Genomic DNA, 16609 nt, shown 5'->3' with positions numbered 1-16609 from the left:
GATGAAAAATGTATATATAACAAGTTCTGGTATCTATTTGCCAAACAAACCAATATCGAATGATAAAATAGAAGAGTATTTAGGGAAGATTAACGGGCAAAAAAGTGCCGTAAAGGAACGTATTTTAAAGCAAAACGGAATTAAACAGCGCTATTTTGCCATGAACATGAAGCAAGAAAGCACACACTCTAATGCACAACTGGCAGTAAGAGCTATCGAACAGGCTATGAGCAAAAGCACGCTTAGTAATAAAGAGATAGAATTATTATCTGCAGGAACGACTCAAGGAGATTTGCCCGTTCCTGGATTTGCGAGTATGGTACATGGTGGGTTGGATTGGGGAACTTGCGAAGTAGCAAGTTTTCAAAGTGTATGTGCCAGTAGTATGATGGCCTTAAAAAATGCGTATGTGCAAATAAAAGGAGGGGAAAAACAAAATGCAGTTTGTGTAGGAAGCGAATTTGCCAGCAGGCTGTTTAAAGCTTCCAGATTTGAAGCTCAAAAGATGAAATCCGTTCCTTTTGACACAGAATTTTTAAGGTGGATGTTATCGGATGGGGCAGGGGCATTGGTACTCGAAAATAAAAAGAGTACAAAAGGGATATCTTTAAAGATAGAATGGATAGATATTAAGTCACACGCTAATACTTTTCCTGTATGTATGTACACGGGCAAAAATGATAATAAAAATGAATCTGAACAAACTTGGTTGGATTACCCGGATTATGAATCGGCATCAAAGGCAGGGGCTATAAACCTGAAACAAGATGTTAGATTACTTAATAAAGTTGTACAAACAGGGGTTGGGCACTATTTTGAACTAATTGATAAAGGAATGATTGCCCCAAAGGATATTGATTGGTTATGTTGTCATTACTCTTCAGAATATTTTAAAAAACCTATTAAAGACCTTATGGAAAAAGGGGGTGGAGAAATTCCGGAAGAAAAATGGTTTAGTAACCTTACCAGTAAAGGAAATACAGGGGCAGCATCTATATTTATAATATTAGAAGAGCTAATGTATTCCGGCAAATTAAAAGAAGGACAATCTATACTGTGTATGGTTCCTGAAAGTGGTCGGTTTATCACCTCGTTTATGAAGCTTACCGTTGTAGGCAAACATGATAAAATCCACGAAGGATATCCGATTAGAAAAATTGAAGCCCCGGGATTAAACATCAATTCTGATGAGGTATCGCAATGGTTGGTTAGAAACCTCTCCAGGGTTTGGATAGATTTTGAAAGTAATTTGTTAAAAGTGCCCATTGTAGAAAAGATACATCATAAAACATTGCGATTAGAAGACTACAAATTACTTTTAACAGATTTACGGCAGCAAGTAATCGATGGGTCTCAGTGGATATCACGAGCAGCTTCTAATATTGATATCGAATTATTTGATTTGCGTTCTGCTTTTATAAAACATACGGCAGCAGAGCATAAAGATTACCAAATGTTAGAACAAAACTTTGAAAACCTTGGAGAGGATATCTCAAAAATACATTCTGGAGAAAAAAATATTGGTAGTCAGGCACTTTCTTCCTTTATGTTTCAACAAGCTAGTAAACCAAATCCTATAGATCTTTTGGGAGCAATGTTTATTATAGAAGGTATTGGTAAAAGGCTTGCTGCATATTGGGGGACAATGATTAAAGATCAACTAGGTCTAAAGGATGATCAGGTTTCTTTTTTTACATATCATGGTATTGCAGACGAAAAACATTTCGAAAATTTAGAAAAAGCACTAAACCATCCTTTAATGCATATCGATTTGGCTAAAAAAATAGTAAAAACCGCAAAAACAACAGCACTTTTATACGAGATGCAATTAAAAGAGTTGGGTAATTATTAATCTATACAGTAAACCGATGAAAAAAGATATATTTAATATAGCAACACACGATAGCAGGGACCCTAACCCATGGCTAGCCCTATATCTGGATAATAGTATCCCTATTAATGATACCACCAAGAGAGCCTTGATGCTGGATAATGATTCCAGATCCGCGAGGTATTTACAACCATTACTGGTTTTTTGGTCAAAAATCACCATGTTTTTTATTCATGTACTAAAATTTTTCTTTCCAAAGTTGTTTAACTCTTCCAGATTTTTACATATTATTTTAGCATGGGGGCTTAAACATTTTGTAAGCCCAAATGCAAATTTGTTAATATTTAGGCATTTTCATGTAGGGAGCGAAATTTTACAATTTATAGCAGGAAATATTAAGGGGGTTAACGTAAAAACAAGCCCGTTAAAACCAAAAGATTTTAAGGATGTAAAAGATGATTTGTTTCTTAATCACGACCTTAATTTATTCAATTTTGTCATTAATTTAAACAAGGAGTTAAAGGAAAAAGGAGCTATCATTGGCCATGTTAAAGAGTTAAATACAACAATGATTTCTGAAGATCAATTTGATCATATTAAATTCCCGAATAGATGGACCAATATTCTGGATTTAAGATCTGCTATCGAACTTTTCACCCCTTTTTATCAGCTTTTTTTAACAGCAAATGATTTTGTTAGAGCTTCTAACTCTTTACAATTAGATGAAACCATTGCGGTTTATGTTTCTCAGATATTAGGAACCCCGGGGCATTTGGGGTTAGTTAACAACAAACACCCTATGGTACCTAGAACCACATATTCTGCTGCATATAATCTGGTATTGCATGGTTTGGCGGCAGAAACCTTGCATGAAATTTTGGTTACCATTAAAAAAAAGAATGCTAGTGATGGGATTATGGTTCCCAAAAACGGATAGTTGTGATAGACAGATGGTAAATCTGTTTTAGAAAATGTTTAGTTTTGAGCGTAAATTAGTTTTACAAAAAAAAGTTGTCTGAAATTTTTCAGACAACTTTTTTTGTAAACTACTATTTTATGTAACCTGCTTTGCTGGATAAAAAAAAGAAATGTTTTGTTTTAACAAATATCCAGAATCCAAATTTACCAGGCTTCTTCAATTTTAATGCGTTCTCCATTTTGATAAGAAGCTATAAATGCACTTTTAAACCCTAGTCGAACTATTTCTCTTCGAAAAACTTTGGCTTCTTCCAGAGTTTCAAAATTACCTAAAGCATATTTGTTATATCCTTCACTTTTAATTTCTTTAAAATTCACAAAGTTTTTAGAATACAGGGACAAGTCTTTGCTCTCAAAAGCTCCAATCTGCACTGCATATACTTTTTCTCCTTTTAAAGAACCTGCAGAGCCTGAGTTATTTGTGTTTCCTACTTCTTGATTCATAGAAAGATTCTGGATGGTTTGTGTTAACTCAGTTATCTTATTGTCCCGTTGGGTAATCTCAGACTTGTGCTTTTTTTGAGTAACCATATTATCAGGGGTATTAAAATTCATAAAATATACCGTTCCGGCAACTCCTAATAATGCAAGAATACCTAATATGATGGTTGCTGTTTTAAACTTTCTGGATTTTTCCTGCTCGTCCTTAACCGCTTTGGTACGCACATAATCTGCGGTACGTTTAGACTCTTCGGCTTTTTCTATTTGGTCTTTATAATTTTGTAATTCTTCGTCTGTTATAAAAGGCATCGGATATGTATTTAGATGTTCAAATATAATTGATTCTTGCAAAACTTCAACATTTTGTGTGTTTTGGCAATTTAAATAGGAAGTAAGATTGTTAAAATTAAACAGAAAGATATGGATAATTGTTGATTATTAAGGTTTATTTAATCCATACATAACCTTATTCTGTAAAATCAAAAATACATTTGTACGGGGTAATATTTTAATCCACATTGTGGAGTTTAATTCTCTGTATTCTATGATTAAAACAAAATATATTTTTGGAAGTATACCTTGTGAGTTTTTATAGAAGTTGTTGTATATTAATTATTTGTATTTACTAAAAAAGAAAAGAATATTTTATTACAGTAAATTTAGACGATAATTAAATTGTGTATTATAGAATTAACGGCAGGTACTGCCAAGTCTCAATGGTGTATTATAAATACTATTGTTTAAGAAGGATATATAGTTACTGTTAAAATACAGTTTTTGTATAATTAGAATTGATTGAATTGTTTAAAGGGAGAAAACGCGATCTAGAGGATTGCGTTTTCTATTTTAATACCTTCAAGGTTTTTCAAAACCTCTATACCTTCAAGGTTTTGAAAAACCTTGAAGGTATTAATTTTATCGAACTCTTCTTAAGTAAAGCTACTCAGCAATTTCTACTATCAAATCCTCTTCGGTTTTAGTAACTTTTGCCAGTCCTAGTTTTGAAAGTCCTTTCATCCCTTTATCCCAGGCTTTGTTGCTTAACCCACTTGCACTTTTAAGATTTGCCAGTGCCAAACTTTTTTCTTTTTTAAGAATGTCAAAAATCACTTTTTCATTTTCATTAAGCTCTACTTGTTTTTTCTCTGGTCGCATTTGCGGAAAGAACAGAACTTCTTGTATAGATTTGTTATTTGTCATAAACATTGCTAATCTGTCAATACCTATTCCAATACCCGAAGTTGGAGGCATACCATACTCTAATGCACGTAAAAAATCCTGATCTATAAACATCGCTTCATCATCTCCTTTTTCAGATAACTGTAATTGATCCTCAAAACGTTCTCGTTGATCTATAGGATCATTAAGCTCTGTATATGCATTAGCAAGTTCTTTGCCATTTACCATTAATTCAAAACGCTCGGTAAGTCCTTCTTTAGAGCGGTGCTTTTTGGTAAGCGGACTCATTTCTACAGGGTAATCGATAATAAAGGTAGGTTGAATGTAATTTGCTTCACATTTCTCTCCAAAAATTTCATCTATCATTTTTCCAATGCCCATAGTCTCATCCACCTCAAGTCCTAAAGCTTTGGCCGCTTGTCGAATTTCGTTTTCACTTTTTTGATACAAATCGTACCCTGTATGTTCCTTAATAGCGTCCAGAATACCAATACGTTTGTAAGGTGCTTTATAATTGATAACATTGTCTCCAAATTTCACTTCAGGAGTACCATGCAGGTTCATTGCTACTTTTTCTAATAGCTTTTCTGTAGTATCCATCATCCAGTGGTAATCTTTGTATGCGGCATACATTTCCATTACGGTAAATTCTGGATTATGTGTGCGATCCATACCTTCGTTTCTAAAGTCTTTTGCAAACTCATATACTCCATCAAACCCCCCTACAATTAAACGTTTTAAATATAGCTCATTGGCGATACGCAGGTACAATGGGATGTCTAACGCATTATGGTGTGTCATAAACGGACGTGCAGCTGCGCCACCCGGTATTGGTTGCAGAATAGGTGTTTCTACCTCTAAAAACCCCATTTCGTTATAAAAATTACGAATGGTGTTTACAATCTGTGTACGTTTAATAAAAGTATCTTTAACTTTAGGGTTAACTACAAGATCTGCATAACGCTGGCGATATCGCAGTTCTGGGTCATTAAATTCATCATGTATATTTCCCTCCTTATCTGTTTTAGGAAGAGGAAGTGGTTTTAGGGATTTACTAAGTAATGTAAAGTTTTTTACTAATACTGTTTTTTCTCCTACTTTGGTTGTAAAAAGATCTCCTTCAATACCTATAAAATCTCCTATATCTAAAAGTTTTTTATAGACTTCATTGTATTTAACCTTATCCTCACCGGGGCAAATTTCATCTCTGTTAAAATAAACTTGTATACGTCCGTCACTATCTTGTAATTCGGCAAAAGAAGCGTTGCCTTGTATTCGTCTGGACATTAATCTACCTGCAATAATGACTTTTTTGCCATCTTCGAACTTGTTTTTTATCTGTTTCGAGGTATGGTTAACCGGGTATAAAGGTGCCGGATAAGGATCGATACCCAGATTACGCAAAGTGCTTAATTTCTCTCGTCTTACAAGTTCTTGTTCTGATAGTTGCATAAATTCGTCATTTTAAAGGCACAAAAGTAGCCTATTTGAAGAATTTAAAGAAAAGTCTGCTTAAAAACTTTTACTCTGGATTAGATGTAGCACTTAATTCTTTAATTTTATCTTGTATTTCTTTATTGTCTTCAAATTCTAATGATTTTTGGTAGTATTGGATTGCGTTGGTATTATCTTTTGTATAAAGATATTTGTTGGCAAGATTTATATAGGTTTTTGCTTCTTTTGGAAACAGAGCTATATTAAATTTTAATATTTCGATAGCTTCTTCTTTTTTATGATTATAAAAAAGGACACTTGCATAGGTGTTTAATTCGTATAAATTTTCTGTTTTGCCCTTAAATTGTTTTATAAGCTTTTTGGTGTTTTTAGAGATATACGAAATTCCTTTTTCAACCAGTATCTCATTCATTAAAATTACCGAACTATATTTTGGAGTATAGTTTTTGGTAAGTAAAGAAAGAATATCTTCTTCTATAGTTTGCACAGGAGATTCTACAATACGATTAACTTCTCTACCGTTTTTATAAAAAATAAAAGTAGGTACTCTGTGAATGGTAAGCCCTTCGTGTTCTCCTCCAGGACTTTGCTTGTAAGTTTCCTCGTTTCGGTCTACAGCTATAGTGGTTAATCGATCTAATAAGAAATTACTTTTTTCAAGAACTTTATAAAAACGAGGTACTTCTCGTTTGCTATCTCCACACCATGTGCCCATAAAAAGAGTGATAGTATAGTTGTTTAATAAAGATTTTAAAGAATCAATTTTGCTTGGTTCTGGGGTGTACTCTTCATAGTTTTTTAAAAACCATTCTTGATATGGCTCTTGTACAAGTGCGGATTTATTTATTTTTCCTAAAAGCACAGGAGGGCTTGTTCCTTCTTTAACCTCAAGATTAAAAGATTGAGAATAGAGCGTGCTTGCATATAAAATAAGGAATATAGTAAGGTATAGAATTGTTTTCATTGTATAAGTTTTATATTTATGATAAAGACATAAGTTCCTCAAGGCATGCTTTTGAAAACAAAATATATGTTTTAAAAAACATGCCTGGCGAACTTTCTATCTGGTTGTTGGTAGTATTTTCTAAAAGATGAGTAGGATAGGTTTTTTACTTGCTGATAGGTGTGCCACTCGTATTTACCTTTGTTTTAGGAGTAACCATGGCTTTTATTTTAAGGGTTTCGGTACCATTTTGAGTGTTAGCGGTTATGGTAACTTGCTTGGTTTGCATGTTTGGCTTGCCATTAGAGTTAAATGTAACCAGTAATTCTGCTGTTGCGCCAGGAGATACAGGTTCTTTGGGCCATTTAGAAACAGTACACCCGCAGCTTCCTTTTGCACTAATAATGACTAAAGGAGAAGTACCTGTATTAGTAAAAGTAAATTTATGCTCTACAATGTCTCCTTCGTTGATTGTGCCAAAATCATAAGAGATTTCTGTAAAAGTCATAACAGGAAAATTTGCAGGTATTGTGTTTTTACTTGCAGTAATTTCAGAGGTGTTAAGAGCTGTGTTTTTAGTATCTGTGTCTTTACAAGATATAAAAGATAATACAAATACACTTGTTAGAATTAAAATAGAATTTTTCATTTTGTTTTGTTTTTGAATTAGAGTTTCAAAAATCAAAATATAGGTCGGTAAAATCTATAAAATTGGGGTCGAAAAGGGGACTAGAACCCAGGTGGAATTATTTTTTATTGTTGTTGTACAGGGTTTTAACTTCATCTCTGGAGCTAACATCTAATTTTTTATATAGATTGTTTATATGGGTTTTTATGGTGCTAACACTTACAAAAATCGAAGAAGCAATCTCTTTATTTGTCTTATCCTCCAAAATAAGATCCAAAACTTTTTGTTCTTGTTGAGTAAGATTTTTGCCAATAGTATATGATACACCTTGTTTTTTGCGATAGGTAATTACCTGAAATATATTGTATGTAATGGAAATGCCTAATAATAGCAATAGAAATATAATCCAGTTTTTTTGTGAAGATGCTTGTTTTGGATTGATTAAAAATTTATCCGAAGCTAACTCTGCTTCATATTGCTTGGTATAAGTACTGTTTGGATATTTTTTTTGTAACCGGTTTAATAAATTATCATAATATACATTTTGTTGTAAATCTTCGAGATAATTTGAATACAGGTTGTTTGCTTTTTCGGATAAAAATGTATACACATAAAGTTCTGTCAAGGGTTCATTTTGCTTTTCTGCAAATTGTTGTAAAGTAGTAAACCATTTTTTAGAATTTATTTTTCGGTTAGTTTCGCTTCTATACGAAGCAAAAGCAAAACGCATCTCATCTATGATAGAATCCACTCGTATAAAAGCATTACTTTTTTCATTGTTAGAAATAATTTCGCAAAACATTTCATTATCAAAAGAAAAAGGTAAAGCAAGTGTATCGTTATTATTGGCAATAAAAAGAATTTCTTTACTGTTCGGGCAAAACCCGTTAAAATGAACAGTTTTTTTATTGTTTTCTGTACAATTTTCTATATGAATTCGATACATCTGGTTCTGTAAAGGGAGATTATCTCCCGAAAAACTAAAATACCCAACAGAGTCGCTTGTTGTTTTTTGAATGATTTGTTCCGGATAAACTCCGGATAATTTTCTGTAGTCCTCTATCATAGATAAATAAATATCTCCCGACCAGTTTTTTTTATCTGTATATCCAGAAAACTGATACTGTGCAAATACTATTCTCGGGCAAGCTAATAGTAATAGAGAAATAATAAGGTGTTGTAATTTCATATATTCGTAAAACTAGTTAAAAATATAGAAATTGAGTTTATTTTTTAAGTATTCAAGGCAAAAAGCTTGTATCAGACTTGATCTGGTATCAAGCATAGCTATAGTTATGGTTATGTTTTTTAATGAAGAATAGATGAAAAGAAATAATTTATTAGTCCTGTTTCAAAGTTAAAAAGGTATGATATTGTAACATAATATAATTGTTGTATACATATAGATATAATCTTTAATTTATTTTACACAAAAGGGATGAGTATTTGGAGAGTTTTATTAGCTATTTTTTTTCCACCATTAGCGGTTTTAGATAAAGGCTGTGGTTCTGTTTTAATAGTATTGTTATTAACTATTTGTGGTTGGGTGCCAGGAGTTATAGCAGCATTGGTTATCCTTAATAATCCAAAATAAAGAAAAATCTACATAATTGTACACCTGTTTTTAACATGGCACGGATTTAGCAGGGGGTTATAAAAATCAATTTCTTATGGTTAGAAAATTCCTTATGTGTGCATTGGTAATCTTATTATTAGGGTGCTCCTCTACAAAAAAATATAATGAGCAAATAAGCAAGTTGCACAGTATTGAAGAAATACAAGAAGATATTGATTTTACGCACCATAAATTGCAGAGACTTCATCCGGATTTATACTGGTATATAAGTAAAGACTCTCTGGATAAAAAGATAAGTACTTTAAAACAGAGTATAAAAGCCCCTATTTCCAGCATTGAATTTTACAAACGCTTGGCTCCTGTAGTGGCAAGTATACGACAGGGACATACCGCTATTTATTCTCCCAGAAAAAGGCAATCAAAAAAAGAGAAAAAAGCAAAAGGTAAAAGAAGCTATGAGTTTAAACCTCTGGCTTTTGAAGGAGAGGGAGATAAGGTTTTTATTAAGAAAAACTATGGTAAGGATAGTACTTTGATAGCAGGATCTGAGGTATTGAGTGTAGATAACGAAAAAACAAATGACTTACTAACTTCTTTTAAAAAACTTTATACGGGAGACGGGTATAATACTACTTTTATTCCTAAATATACCAGTTCTAATTTTGGCTCTTTATATGCCAGAACCCATGAACAAAAAGATAGTTTATTGGTGACTTTAAAAACCGGGGATAGTATTTACTCTCGTTATATATATCCTAGTTACAGTAAGGAAAATGAGGTTTTAAAAAAAGATACAGCTACGGTTCCAAAACAAAAAATAAGTAAGCTGGATAGACAAATAGCCAGAAAAAAGAACAAGCAAATTCGTAAAAATCAAGATAAATATGGTTATGATTCTTTTAAAAAAGAGTATAACAGAAATTTTGAGTTTATAACATCAGATACTACCGCTACTGTTGCTTATATGAAAATTAGAAGCTTTACCAAAGGGAATTATAAAGATTTTTATGAAGAAAGTTTTTCAAAAATAGATTCTGCAAAATGCCAAAACCTGATACTTGATTTAAGAGGTAATCTAGGAGGAAGACTATCTGAAATTGATGAACTCTACTCGTATGTAACAGATAAAGAATATGTATTTATAGAAAAAGCCAAGATGACTAAACGCATGAGCTTTTTGTATCCCTTGTTTCATACAAAATCCTGGATAGCAAAAAGCGGAGCGGTATTGTTCTCTCCTTTATTGGCAACATATCAACTGTTTAAAGTTAAAAAAATAGAAGGGGCTCCTTATTTTAAATTCAAATATAGTAAACCCCGAGCCCCAAAACCTAATGCCTATACTGGTAAGATTTATGTCTTAATAAACGGAGAAAGCTTTTCTGCAAGTAGTATTTTATCTACACATTTAAAAGCAACCAAACGAGCCATATTTATAGGAGAAGAAACAGGTGGGGCATATAATGGCACTATTGCGGGTTTGTTTACTATACTAGAGCTTCCTAATTCTAAAATAAATATGCGCTTTGGTCTTATGAAAATAAATGCACCCCATACAGTACAACCAGATGGATTTGGTATTCTGCCAGATGTGTATATTCAATCTGAAAAGGATAAAGATGAAGAATTAGATTGGGTACTACAAAATGTAAAAACTGGAAGTTGAAAATATGTACTGTAATCCATAAAGTGTTTTTTAAAATAGAAGAAGGGCATTGTTTACTCTTTTTTATCCTTGTATCTTTACCACTTTTTATATAGTTATGAATAAAAAAATTCAATTTCAGGATATTGGTAATAAAGATTTTAAGGAAACCTGGGAGCATCAGGAAGATCTTTTTAATGGTATTTTGGATATAAAAATTAAAAACCGAAGAGAAGATGCAGGTTTAGAAACACCTAATTACTTTCTCTTTGTAGAACACCCGCATGTATATACATTAGGCAAAAGTGGGGATATTGATAATCTTTTGTTGTCTGAAGAACAGCTTAAAGAAAAAGAAGTTACTTTTTATAAAATTAATAGAGGAGGGGATATTACCTATCATGGTCCGGGACAAATTGTAGGATATCCAATTCTGGATCTCGATAATTTCTTTACAGATATACATAAGTATTTACGTTTTTTAGAAGAGATGGTGATTCTTACTTTGGCAGAATATGATATTAGCGCAACCAGAAGCGAAGGGGAAACAGGAGTATGGTTAGATGCAGGGACCCCGTTTGCGCGTAAAATTTGTGCTATGGGAGTTCGTGCCAGTCGTTGGGTAACAATGCACGGCTTTGCATTAAATGTAAATGCCGACTTGGGATATTTTGACCACATTATCCCGTGTGGAATAAAAGGAAAAGCAGTTACCTCGCTTCATGTAGAATTGGGGCTGGAAAAAGTAAATGAAGAAGAAGTGAAGAAAAAACTATTAAAGCATTTTACGACACTTTTTGAGGCAGAGTTTGTATAATAAGTTTGTTATTTATCGTATTCGTTTTCATACTAAAAAAGGAAATAATAGGTTTTATGTATAAATCCTCTATTCTTAAGGTATAGAGAGTTTAGTTAAATTTAATATGCCCATAGATGAAAACATATATTCTACTTAGTTATCTAATTCTTTCAGGAGCTTGTAAAACTTGTGCGATACCTAATAGCTTAAGTATTGTTCCGGTAACTTCAAAAATTGAAAAAAATGAAGAATACTGCCCTGAAACCGGGGAATGTAGTATAAAACTACATAAAAATGCATCTATACTACTTAAACAGGATACCGTAAACACCTACTATCCTATTATTGAAAAAGGAGAAAAAATAGTAGTAGTCTTTGAGTTTTTAATTAAAGGGCCAGAGGGTACTGTTGATGGGGATTATTCTGAAACTATACATTTTGAAATAGATAAAGATATTAAAACTCTTAATATTAGCGGAGAACAGCTAAAACAAGCAAACTTAATTTTTGGGAAACATTGTTTCTGCAGGGGTGAAGCAGGATATTATAAAATTGAGGAAGGTAATTTGAATATTGATGGATCAAAAAACACTATTGACATTGATTTATCTTTCAAATTAAATGATGTTTCTCATAAAATAAATCGGATTAAAGAGATAATAAAGATTTAATACCGATTACACTTTATTTATCACGATAAAATTCTCTTTTTCGAATATCCTTCAAAATAAAGACTAACCATAGCTATACTTAGGATTATCTTAGTACAAGATGCTATGCTGATTTTTTTCTTCTTTGCATACTAAAAAAATAGCTAATTCTTTTGTATTGCATATTCATAACTTAATATATTATTGAGAAATTATTTTTTATCAGGCATATCATAATAAGGTGTACAGACAAAATAATAGCTTTAAAAAACAAGCGGTACATTTTCATGTACCGCTCATTTATATTTTAATTATTAAATACTATTTATTCTTTTACAAATTGAAAAGATTTGTATTTACCTTCTCCTTCCGGATTAAGCTTTAAAATATATAATCCCGATGGTAATGAAGCTGTATTAATTGTTTTAGAAGTTAGCTTACCACTCATGATAATTTTTCCAAGCAGGTTAACAACTTGATATGGAGTGTCTTTTTTAGAGATTACGTTTAAAATATTTTCATTTCCTACCGGATTAGGAAATAAAGATACTTGTACAGGAGCTGTAGTGATAGTTTTATCTACAATCACCATAGATCTGGAAAGAGGATTTCCAATAGTAAAAGTTGTAGCTTCAGATGTTCCAAAAGACGCTCCGGATGCTATAGTTGTGCCCTCAGATACAAGTGTGTAAGATCCGTTACCATAAGAACAGCAAATACCATCACCGTAACTGTCCTTAAGTGTAAAAGTATAAGTACCAGGATCTAAACATTCTGTAATAGTAATTGTCGATCCATCTGGTTGCGTACCGTATGTTCCTCCCGATGCTACTACTTGATTATTGCTGTTGGTAATTTGCCAGCTTGTTTCTTCCGGGTAGTTATCAAAAGTAAGAGTCAATACAACATCTGTACAAGTCGGTGATCCACCACCGCCTTCAGTAAGGCGTACATTGTCTATTGCTATATCTCCTTGCCAAGTACTGCCTGTAACCCCGTTAAAACGTAGCTTTACAGTTGCTCCTGTATATGCTTTTAAATCTATATTTTCAGATGCCCAGGAATTTCCCTGATTTCCTGATTTTGACCATAAAGAGGTCCATGTTGCACCATTGTCTGTACTGGCTTCCAAAGCTAAGCTTCCCATGCTTGCAGCACCGTACATGTGATATTGAAATGTAAAGTTAGCAGCTGTTAGATTATTTAAATCAAAACAAGGAGAATTTAATATGGCTCTTTTTGTTGGGAAATTAGGAGAAGAAGACTCCATATATACATAGTACGTCCCTTCTGCAGCACTTGCAGGACCTGTATTGTTTGATGGGGTTCCATTTGCATCTACAGTCCAGTTAAAATCATCGGTAGTATCTTGTGTCCAGGCACCAAGAGTGTTTTCAAAGCCTTCAGTATAAGGAAAAGAAGATACATCTGCCGTACAGGAATTGCCGCCAGAAGATGGTAATGTGGTAATATTTACAGTATTACTAGCATTAGATACATTACCTGCAGCATCTTTGGCTTTTACGCTAAAAGTGTATGCAGTATTTGGAGACAAACCAGTAACTTGATAAGAAGTAGTGGTAACGGTAGTAATTACAGTTGTCCCTCTGTATACATCGTATCCGCTTACTCCTACATTATCTGTAGAAGCATTCCAGCTAAGATCTGTAGTTGTTTGTGTTGTGTTAGATGCGGCTAAACCAGTTGGTGCGGTTGGCGCTTGGGTATCTGTTTGCGATGTAGTAGTAACATTTACAACATTACTGGCAGCAGATACATTGCCTGCAGCATCTTTAGCTTTTATGCTAAAGTTATAAGATGTATCAGAAGTTAAACCAGTAACTTGATAAGAAGTACCGGTAACTGTAGTGATTACTGTGTTTCCTTGGTATACATCATATCCGGTAACTCCTACATTATCTGTAGATGCATTCCAACTTAAGTCTACAGAGTTTTGTGTTACATTAGATGCAGTAAGATTAGCAGGAGCTGATGGTGCTTGCGTGTCTCCACCAGTACTTCCTGTAATGGTAAAGTTGGCATTAGAAATATCATAGAAAATATGACCAGAACCTCTAACCATAATTCTGTTTTGTGTTCCTGCAGCGTTTGGTACAGTTATACTTTGAGATCCGTCATTAGCAACAGCAGAGGCAATTGTTACAGGATATGTATTTCCTCCATCGGTAGATAGTAAAATATCTACATTGGCAGCATTAATACCATTTGCGGTTGTTCCGGCTACATCCCAGGTAACCGTTTGTGTGGATCCGGCAGCCCAACTCACGTTACTATTAGGGGTGTTTACTACAAAAGGCCCTGCGGCACCAGCTACAGTTATTTTGGTGTCATCACTGGCAGTACTTGCGCCACCGGCAACATTATCTCTAACAGTAAGTCTAAAATTCATAGTTCTGCTTACAGAAGGAACTACCTCCCAGGTCGAAGATGTTTGCCCTGCAATTACTGTAGGTAATGCCGGCATGTATCTGTCTGGGGATACAGTAGGGTTTACAGATCTAAAAGCTGGTCCGTTGGTAGATGTTGCAACAGGAGGCATAGTAGCTACTTGTGCATCCATCTGCTCCCAGCAATAAGTTAAATTGTTTCCAGAATTAACGTCAGAACCACTGCCTTTTAAAACAAAAGGAGTAGAAGCAGGAATAGTGTAATCTTGCCCTGCATTTGCAGTTGGGGCAGTATTACCCGTATTGCTTTGCGCACCACATCTGCTGCTTCCCTGAGAAATGTTTGCCCACATTTCTTGTATACTTATAGCATGAAAATATGCATCACTATTATTCTGTACATTAGGAGCACATATACCTGCATATCCCATAATAGTAGATGCGCTTCCTGGCTCTACAGATGCGCTGGATCTGTTGCAATTATTGTTCTGAGTGTGATTTCCTCCATATTGATGACCCATTTCATGGGCAACATAATCCACATCATACGGATCTCCTATAGGGCGATTACGTCCTGTAATTCCTTTCGCTTTAGAACTTGTGCAAGGAGATCTAAGCTGTGCTAAACCACCACCACCGGTACTAAAAGCATGCCCAATATCATAATTGGCAGAACCAATATAATTATCGCATACAGTTTGGCTTTCGTTTATTAAAGAACCAGCATTACTATTACTTAAATTATCTGTGTTAGCATCCAGAAAAATGATATCTGTATTGTTGTTTACAAGAACCATTGTTAACGCTAAGTCTTTTTCGAAAATACCATTTACTCTTGTCATGGTAGTATTTATGGCAGAAAGTACAGCTTCTTTCTTTACTTGATCAGATGCATTAGAACTAATTCCTTGATTATTTATATGAAACTGAGAATACTCTCCTGTACATGCAATCGCAAGTCTAAAGGTTCTTAATTTACCATCATTTGCATTTTTAGTTGCATTGATTTTTTGGTTTGGTAAGCTGGATTGTACACTTTCTTCTACAAAACATTCAAAACTATTGGGATCTGAAGGTAAATCTGATTTAGCATAAGAGATATAGCTTTGTTTATCTTTTGTATATGGATCAATGTAAATGGTAGAATGATTACCAGAAGTTATCATTGCATGCAGACCAACTTTTGAAAAACTGAATCTGGCAAAAGATGTTGGATCATCGATACCGTAACCAACAAAAGATTTAATGCTTGGAAATCTATTTGCCAAGTCTTTGTCCAGAACAGAAGCTTCTAGAATTCTAAACTTTTTAAGAACCCCTTCGCTGGTAGGTAATTCCATTATAATCCCAGAGTTTTTTTGTTGTGTTCTGGATGGGGTACTTTGTAAAATAGAATTTAATTCATTGGTGTTTAAAGTAAATAGTTGATACTTAGTTGGAGTTGTTTTTCTAAGCTCTTTAGGTTTGGTTTGAGATTTCCCAAGTGGCATGGGACTCCATAATTGTGCATTAATACTAATACTCGTCATTAAAAATGCGAGTACCAGTATTTTGTTAAAAATACTTGTTTTCATAATTGAGTTGAGTTTGTGTTAAAATATGTTATTATAAGGTTACAACTTGAAATGTTAAACATTAGTATATATATTGTTAAATTTAACTCTTTAGTTGTAATCCAGTTAACAAAAATACAATAAAATGTTAATTTTTTTTATCACTTAACAAAGATCATCTCTGTTAATTTTGTTTAACGTCAAAAATTATGGTTAATCAATCAAATTACTTTAAGTATAGCTAAATTAATATGAAATGGCATAAAAGATTCATAAAGGAAAAAATCGAAGTTCAATGCAAAAAACGCAGTCATAGCAGAGCTATGACGAGTATTTTTAACGTAGAAATTCGATTTTTTACTAGAAAGATTAATGTTATTTTATGCTGATTTAGCTATACAGTAAGGCGCTAGTTTGTAATAAATTTGCGGTCTGTGCCAGAATGATCCAAAAACAATACTTTCTGCTTATTGTTTCAACATACACAAAAACTCATTGTTATAACTAAATGGTATAATAGATT

12 protein-coding genes are annotated in these 16609 nt (G+C 33.4%); 6 read left to right on the top strand and 6 right to left on the bottom strand.

Features of this window, described 5'->3' with window-relative positions; all coding sequences use genetic code 11:
- The first annotated feature begins 1 nt into the window (after position 1).
- Positions 2-1852 (top strand): beta-ketoacyl-ACP synthase III, encoded by a 1851-nt coding sequence (locus tag ACZIYX_RS13245; protein ID WP_462682722.1) that lies wholly within the window; start codon positions 2-4, stop codon positions 1850-1852.
- A 16-nt stretch (positions 1853-1868) separates the two neighbouring features.
- A complete protein-coding gene (locus ACZIYX_RS13240) occupies positions 1869-2768 on the top strand; it encodes a DUF6999 family protein (RefSeq protein ID WP_462682721.1) in 900 nt (299 codons plus the stop codon).
- 185 nt (positions 2769-2953) lie between these two features.
- Here ACZIYX_RS13240 and ACZIYX_RS13235 read toward each other — a convergent pair whose 3' ends face one another.
- The 5 genes from ACZIYX_RS13235 to ACZIYX_RS13215 all read right to left on the bottom strand — a co-directional run bounded on the left by ACZIYX_RS13235 (position 2954) and on the right by ACZIYX_RS13215 (position 8644).
- The gene (locus ACZIYX_RS13235) at positions 2954-3559 is read right to left on the bottom strand and encodes an SPOR domain-containing protein (RefSeq protein ID WP_462682720.1); all 606 of its coding nucleotides are present in this window, start codon (positions 3557-3559) and stop codon (positions 2954-2956) included.
- Between the two features lie 630 nt (positions 3560-4189).
- Complete coding sequence (lysS, locus tag ACZIYX_RS13230) at positions 4190-5881, bottom strand: lysine--tRNA ligase (RefSeq protein ID WP_462682719.1); 1692 nt, start codon at positions 5879-5881, stop codon at positions 4190-4192.
- A gap of 70 nt (positions 5882-5951) precedes the next feature.
- Positions 5952-6848 (bottom strand): thioredoxin family protein, encoded by an 897-nt coding sequence (locus tag ACZIYX_RS13225; RefSeq protein ID WP_462682718.1) that lies wholly within the window; start codon positions 6846-6848, stop codon positions 5952-5954.
- Positions 6849-6993: 145 nt separating this feature from the next.
- Positions 6994-7476: a DUF1573 domain-containing protein gene (locus tag ACZIYX_RS13220; protein WP_462682717.1), complete on the bottom strand. Its 483-nt coding sequence runs from the start codon at positions 7474-7476 to the stop codon at positions 6994-6996.
- 97 nt (positions 7477-7573) lie between these two features.
- Positions 7574-8644, bottom strand: a complete 1071-nt coding sequence (locus ACZIYX_RS13215; RefSeq protein WP_462682716.1) for a response regulator transcription factor — start codon at positions 8642-8644, stop codon at positions 7574-7576.
- A gap of 249 nt (positions 8645-8893) precedes the next feature.
- Between ACZIYX_RS13215 and ACZIYX_RS13210 the strand changes: the two genes are divergently transcribed.
- The 4 genes from ACZIYX_RS13210 (at position 8894) to ACZIYX_RS13195 (ending at position 12146) form a co-directional block, all read left to right on the top strand.
- Positions 8894-9049 (top strand): YqaE/Pmp3 family membrane protein, encoded by a 156-nt coding sequence (locus ACZIYX_RS13210; protein ID WP_081414525.1) that lies wholly within the window; start codon positions 8894-8896, stop codon positions 9047-9049.
- 76 nt (positions 9050-9125) lie between these two features.
- Complete coding sequence (locus ACZIYX_RS13205; RefSeq protein ID WP_462682715.1) at positions 9126-10697, top strand: S41 family peptidase; 1572 nt, start codon at positions 9126-9128, stop codon at positions 10695-10697.
- Positions 10698-10794: 97 nt separating this feature from the next.
- Entirely contained in the window at positions 10795-11493 is a 699-nt protein-coding gene (gene lipB / locus ACZIYX_RS13200) for a lipoyl(octanoyl) transferase LipB (protein WP_462682714.1), read from the top strand.
- A 116-nt stretch (positions 11494-11609) separates the two neighbouring features.
- Positions 11610-12146, top strand: a complete 537-nt coding sequence (locus ACZIYX_RS13195; RefSeq protein WP_462682713.1) for a hypothetical protein — start codon at positions 11610-11612, stop codon at positions 12144-12146.
- Between the two features lie 304 nt (positions 12147-12450).
- Here the strand turns inward: ACZIYX_RS13195 and ACZIYX_RS13190 are convergent, their stop codons facing one another.
- Positions 12451-16107 (bottom strand): reprolysin-like metallopeptidase, encoded by a 3657-nt coding sequence (locus ACZIYX_RS13190; protein WP_462682712.1) that lies wholly within the window; start codon positions 16105-16107, stop codon positions 12451-12453.
- Between the last annotated feature and the right edge of the window lie 502 nt (positions 16108-16609).

This window comes from Aquimarina sp. (assembly GCF_977115655.1).
Note: the sequence above shows the minus strand (reverse complement) of the source record. Positions and strands in the feature narration are given on the sequence as shown.

Bases quoted from the DNA above. Each gene is read 5' to 3' on its own strand.
- ACZIYX_RS13240 (WP_462682721.1), top strand. From the start codon at position 1,869: ATGAAAAAAGATATATTTAATATAGCAACACACGATAGCAGGGACCCT.
- ACZIYX_RS13195 (WP_462682713.1), top strand. From the start codon at position 11,610: ATGAAAACATATATTCTACTTAGTTATCTAATTCTTTCAGGAGCTTGT.
- ACZIYX_RS13220 (WP_462682717.1), bottom strand. From the start codon at position 7,476: ATGAAAAATTCTATTTTAATTCTAACAAGTGTATTTGTATTATCTTTT.
- ACZIYX_RS13215 (WP_462682716.1), bottom strand. From the start codon at position 8,644: ATGAAATTACAACACCTTATTATTTCTCTATTACTATTAGCTTGCCCG.
- ACZIYX_RS13210 (WP_081414525.1), top strand. From the start codon at position 8,894: ATGAGTATTTGGAGAGTTTTATTAGCTATTTTTTTTCCACCATTAGCG.
- ACZIYX_RS13235 (WP_462682720.1), bottom strand. From the start codon at position 3,559: ATGCCTTTTATAACAGACGAAGAATTACAAAATTATAAAGACCAAATA.
- lipB (WP_462682714.1), top strand. From the start codon at position 10,795: ATGAATAAAAAAATTCAATTTCAGGATATTGGTAATAAAGATTTTAAG.
- ACZIYX_RS13225 (WP_462682718.1), bottom strand. From the start codon at position 6,848: ATGAAAACAATTCTATACCTTACTATATTCCTTATTTTATATGCAAGC.
- ACZIYX_RS13205 (WP_462682715.1), top strand. From the start codon at position 9,126: ATGGTTAGAAAATTCCTTATGTGTGCATTGGTAATCTTATTATTAGGG.
- ACZIYX_RS13245 (WP_462682722.1), top strand. From the start codon at position 2: ATGAAAAATGTATATATAACAAGTTCTGGTATCTATTTGCCAAACAAA.
- lysS (WP_462682719.1), bottom strand. From the start codon at position 5,881: ATGCAACTATCAGAACAAGAACTTGTAAGACGAGAGAAATTAAGCACT.
- ACZIYX_RS13190 (WP_462682712.1), bottom strand. From the start codon at position 16,107: ATGAAAACAAGTATTTTTAACAAAATACTGGTACTCGCATTTTTAATG.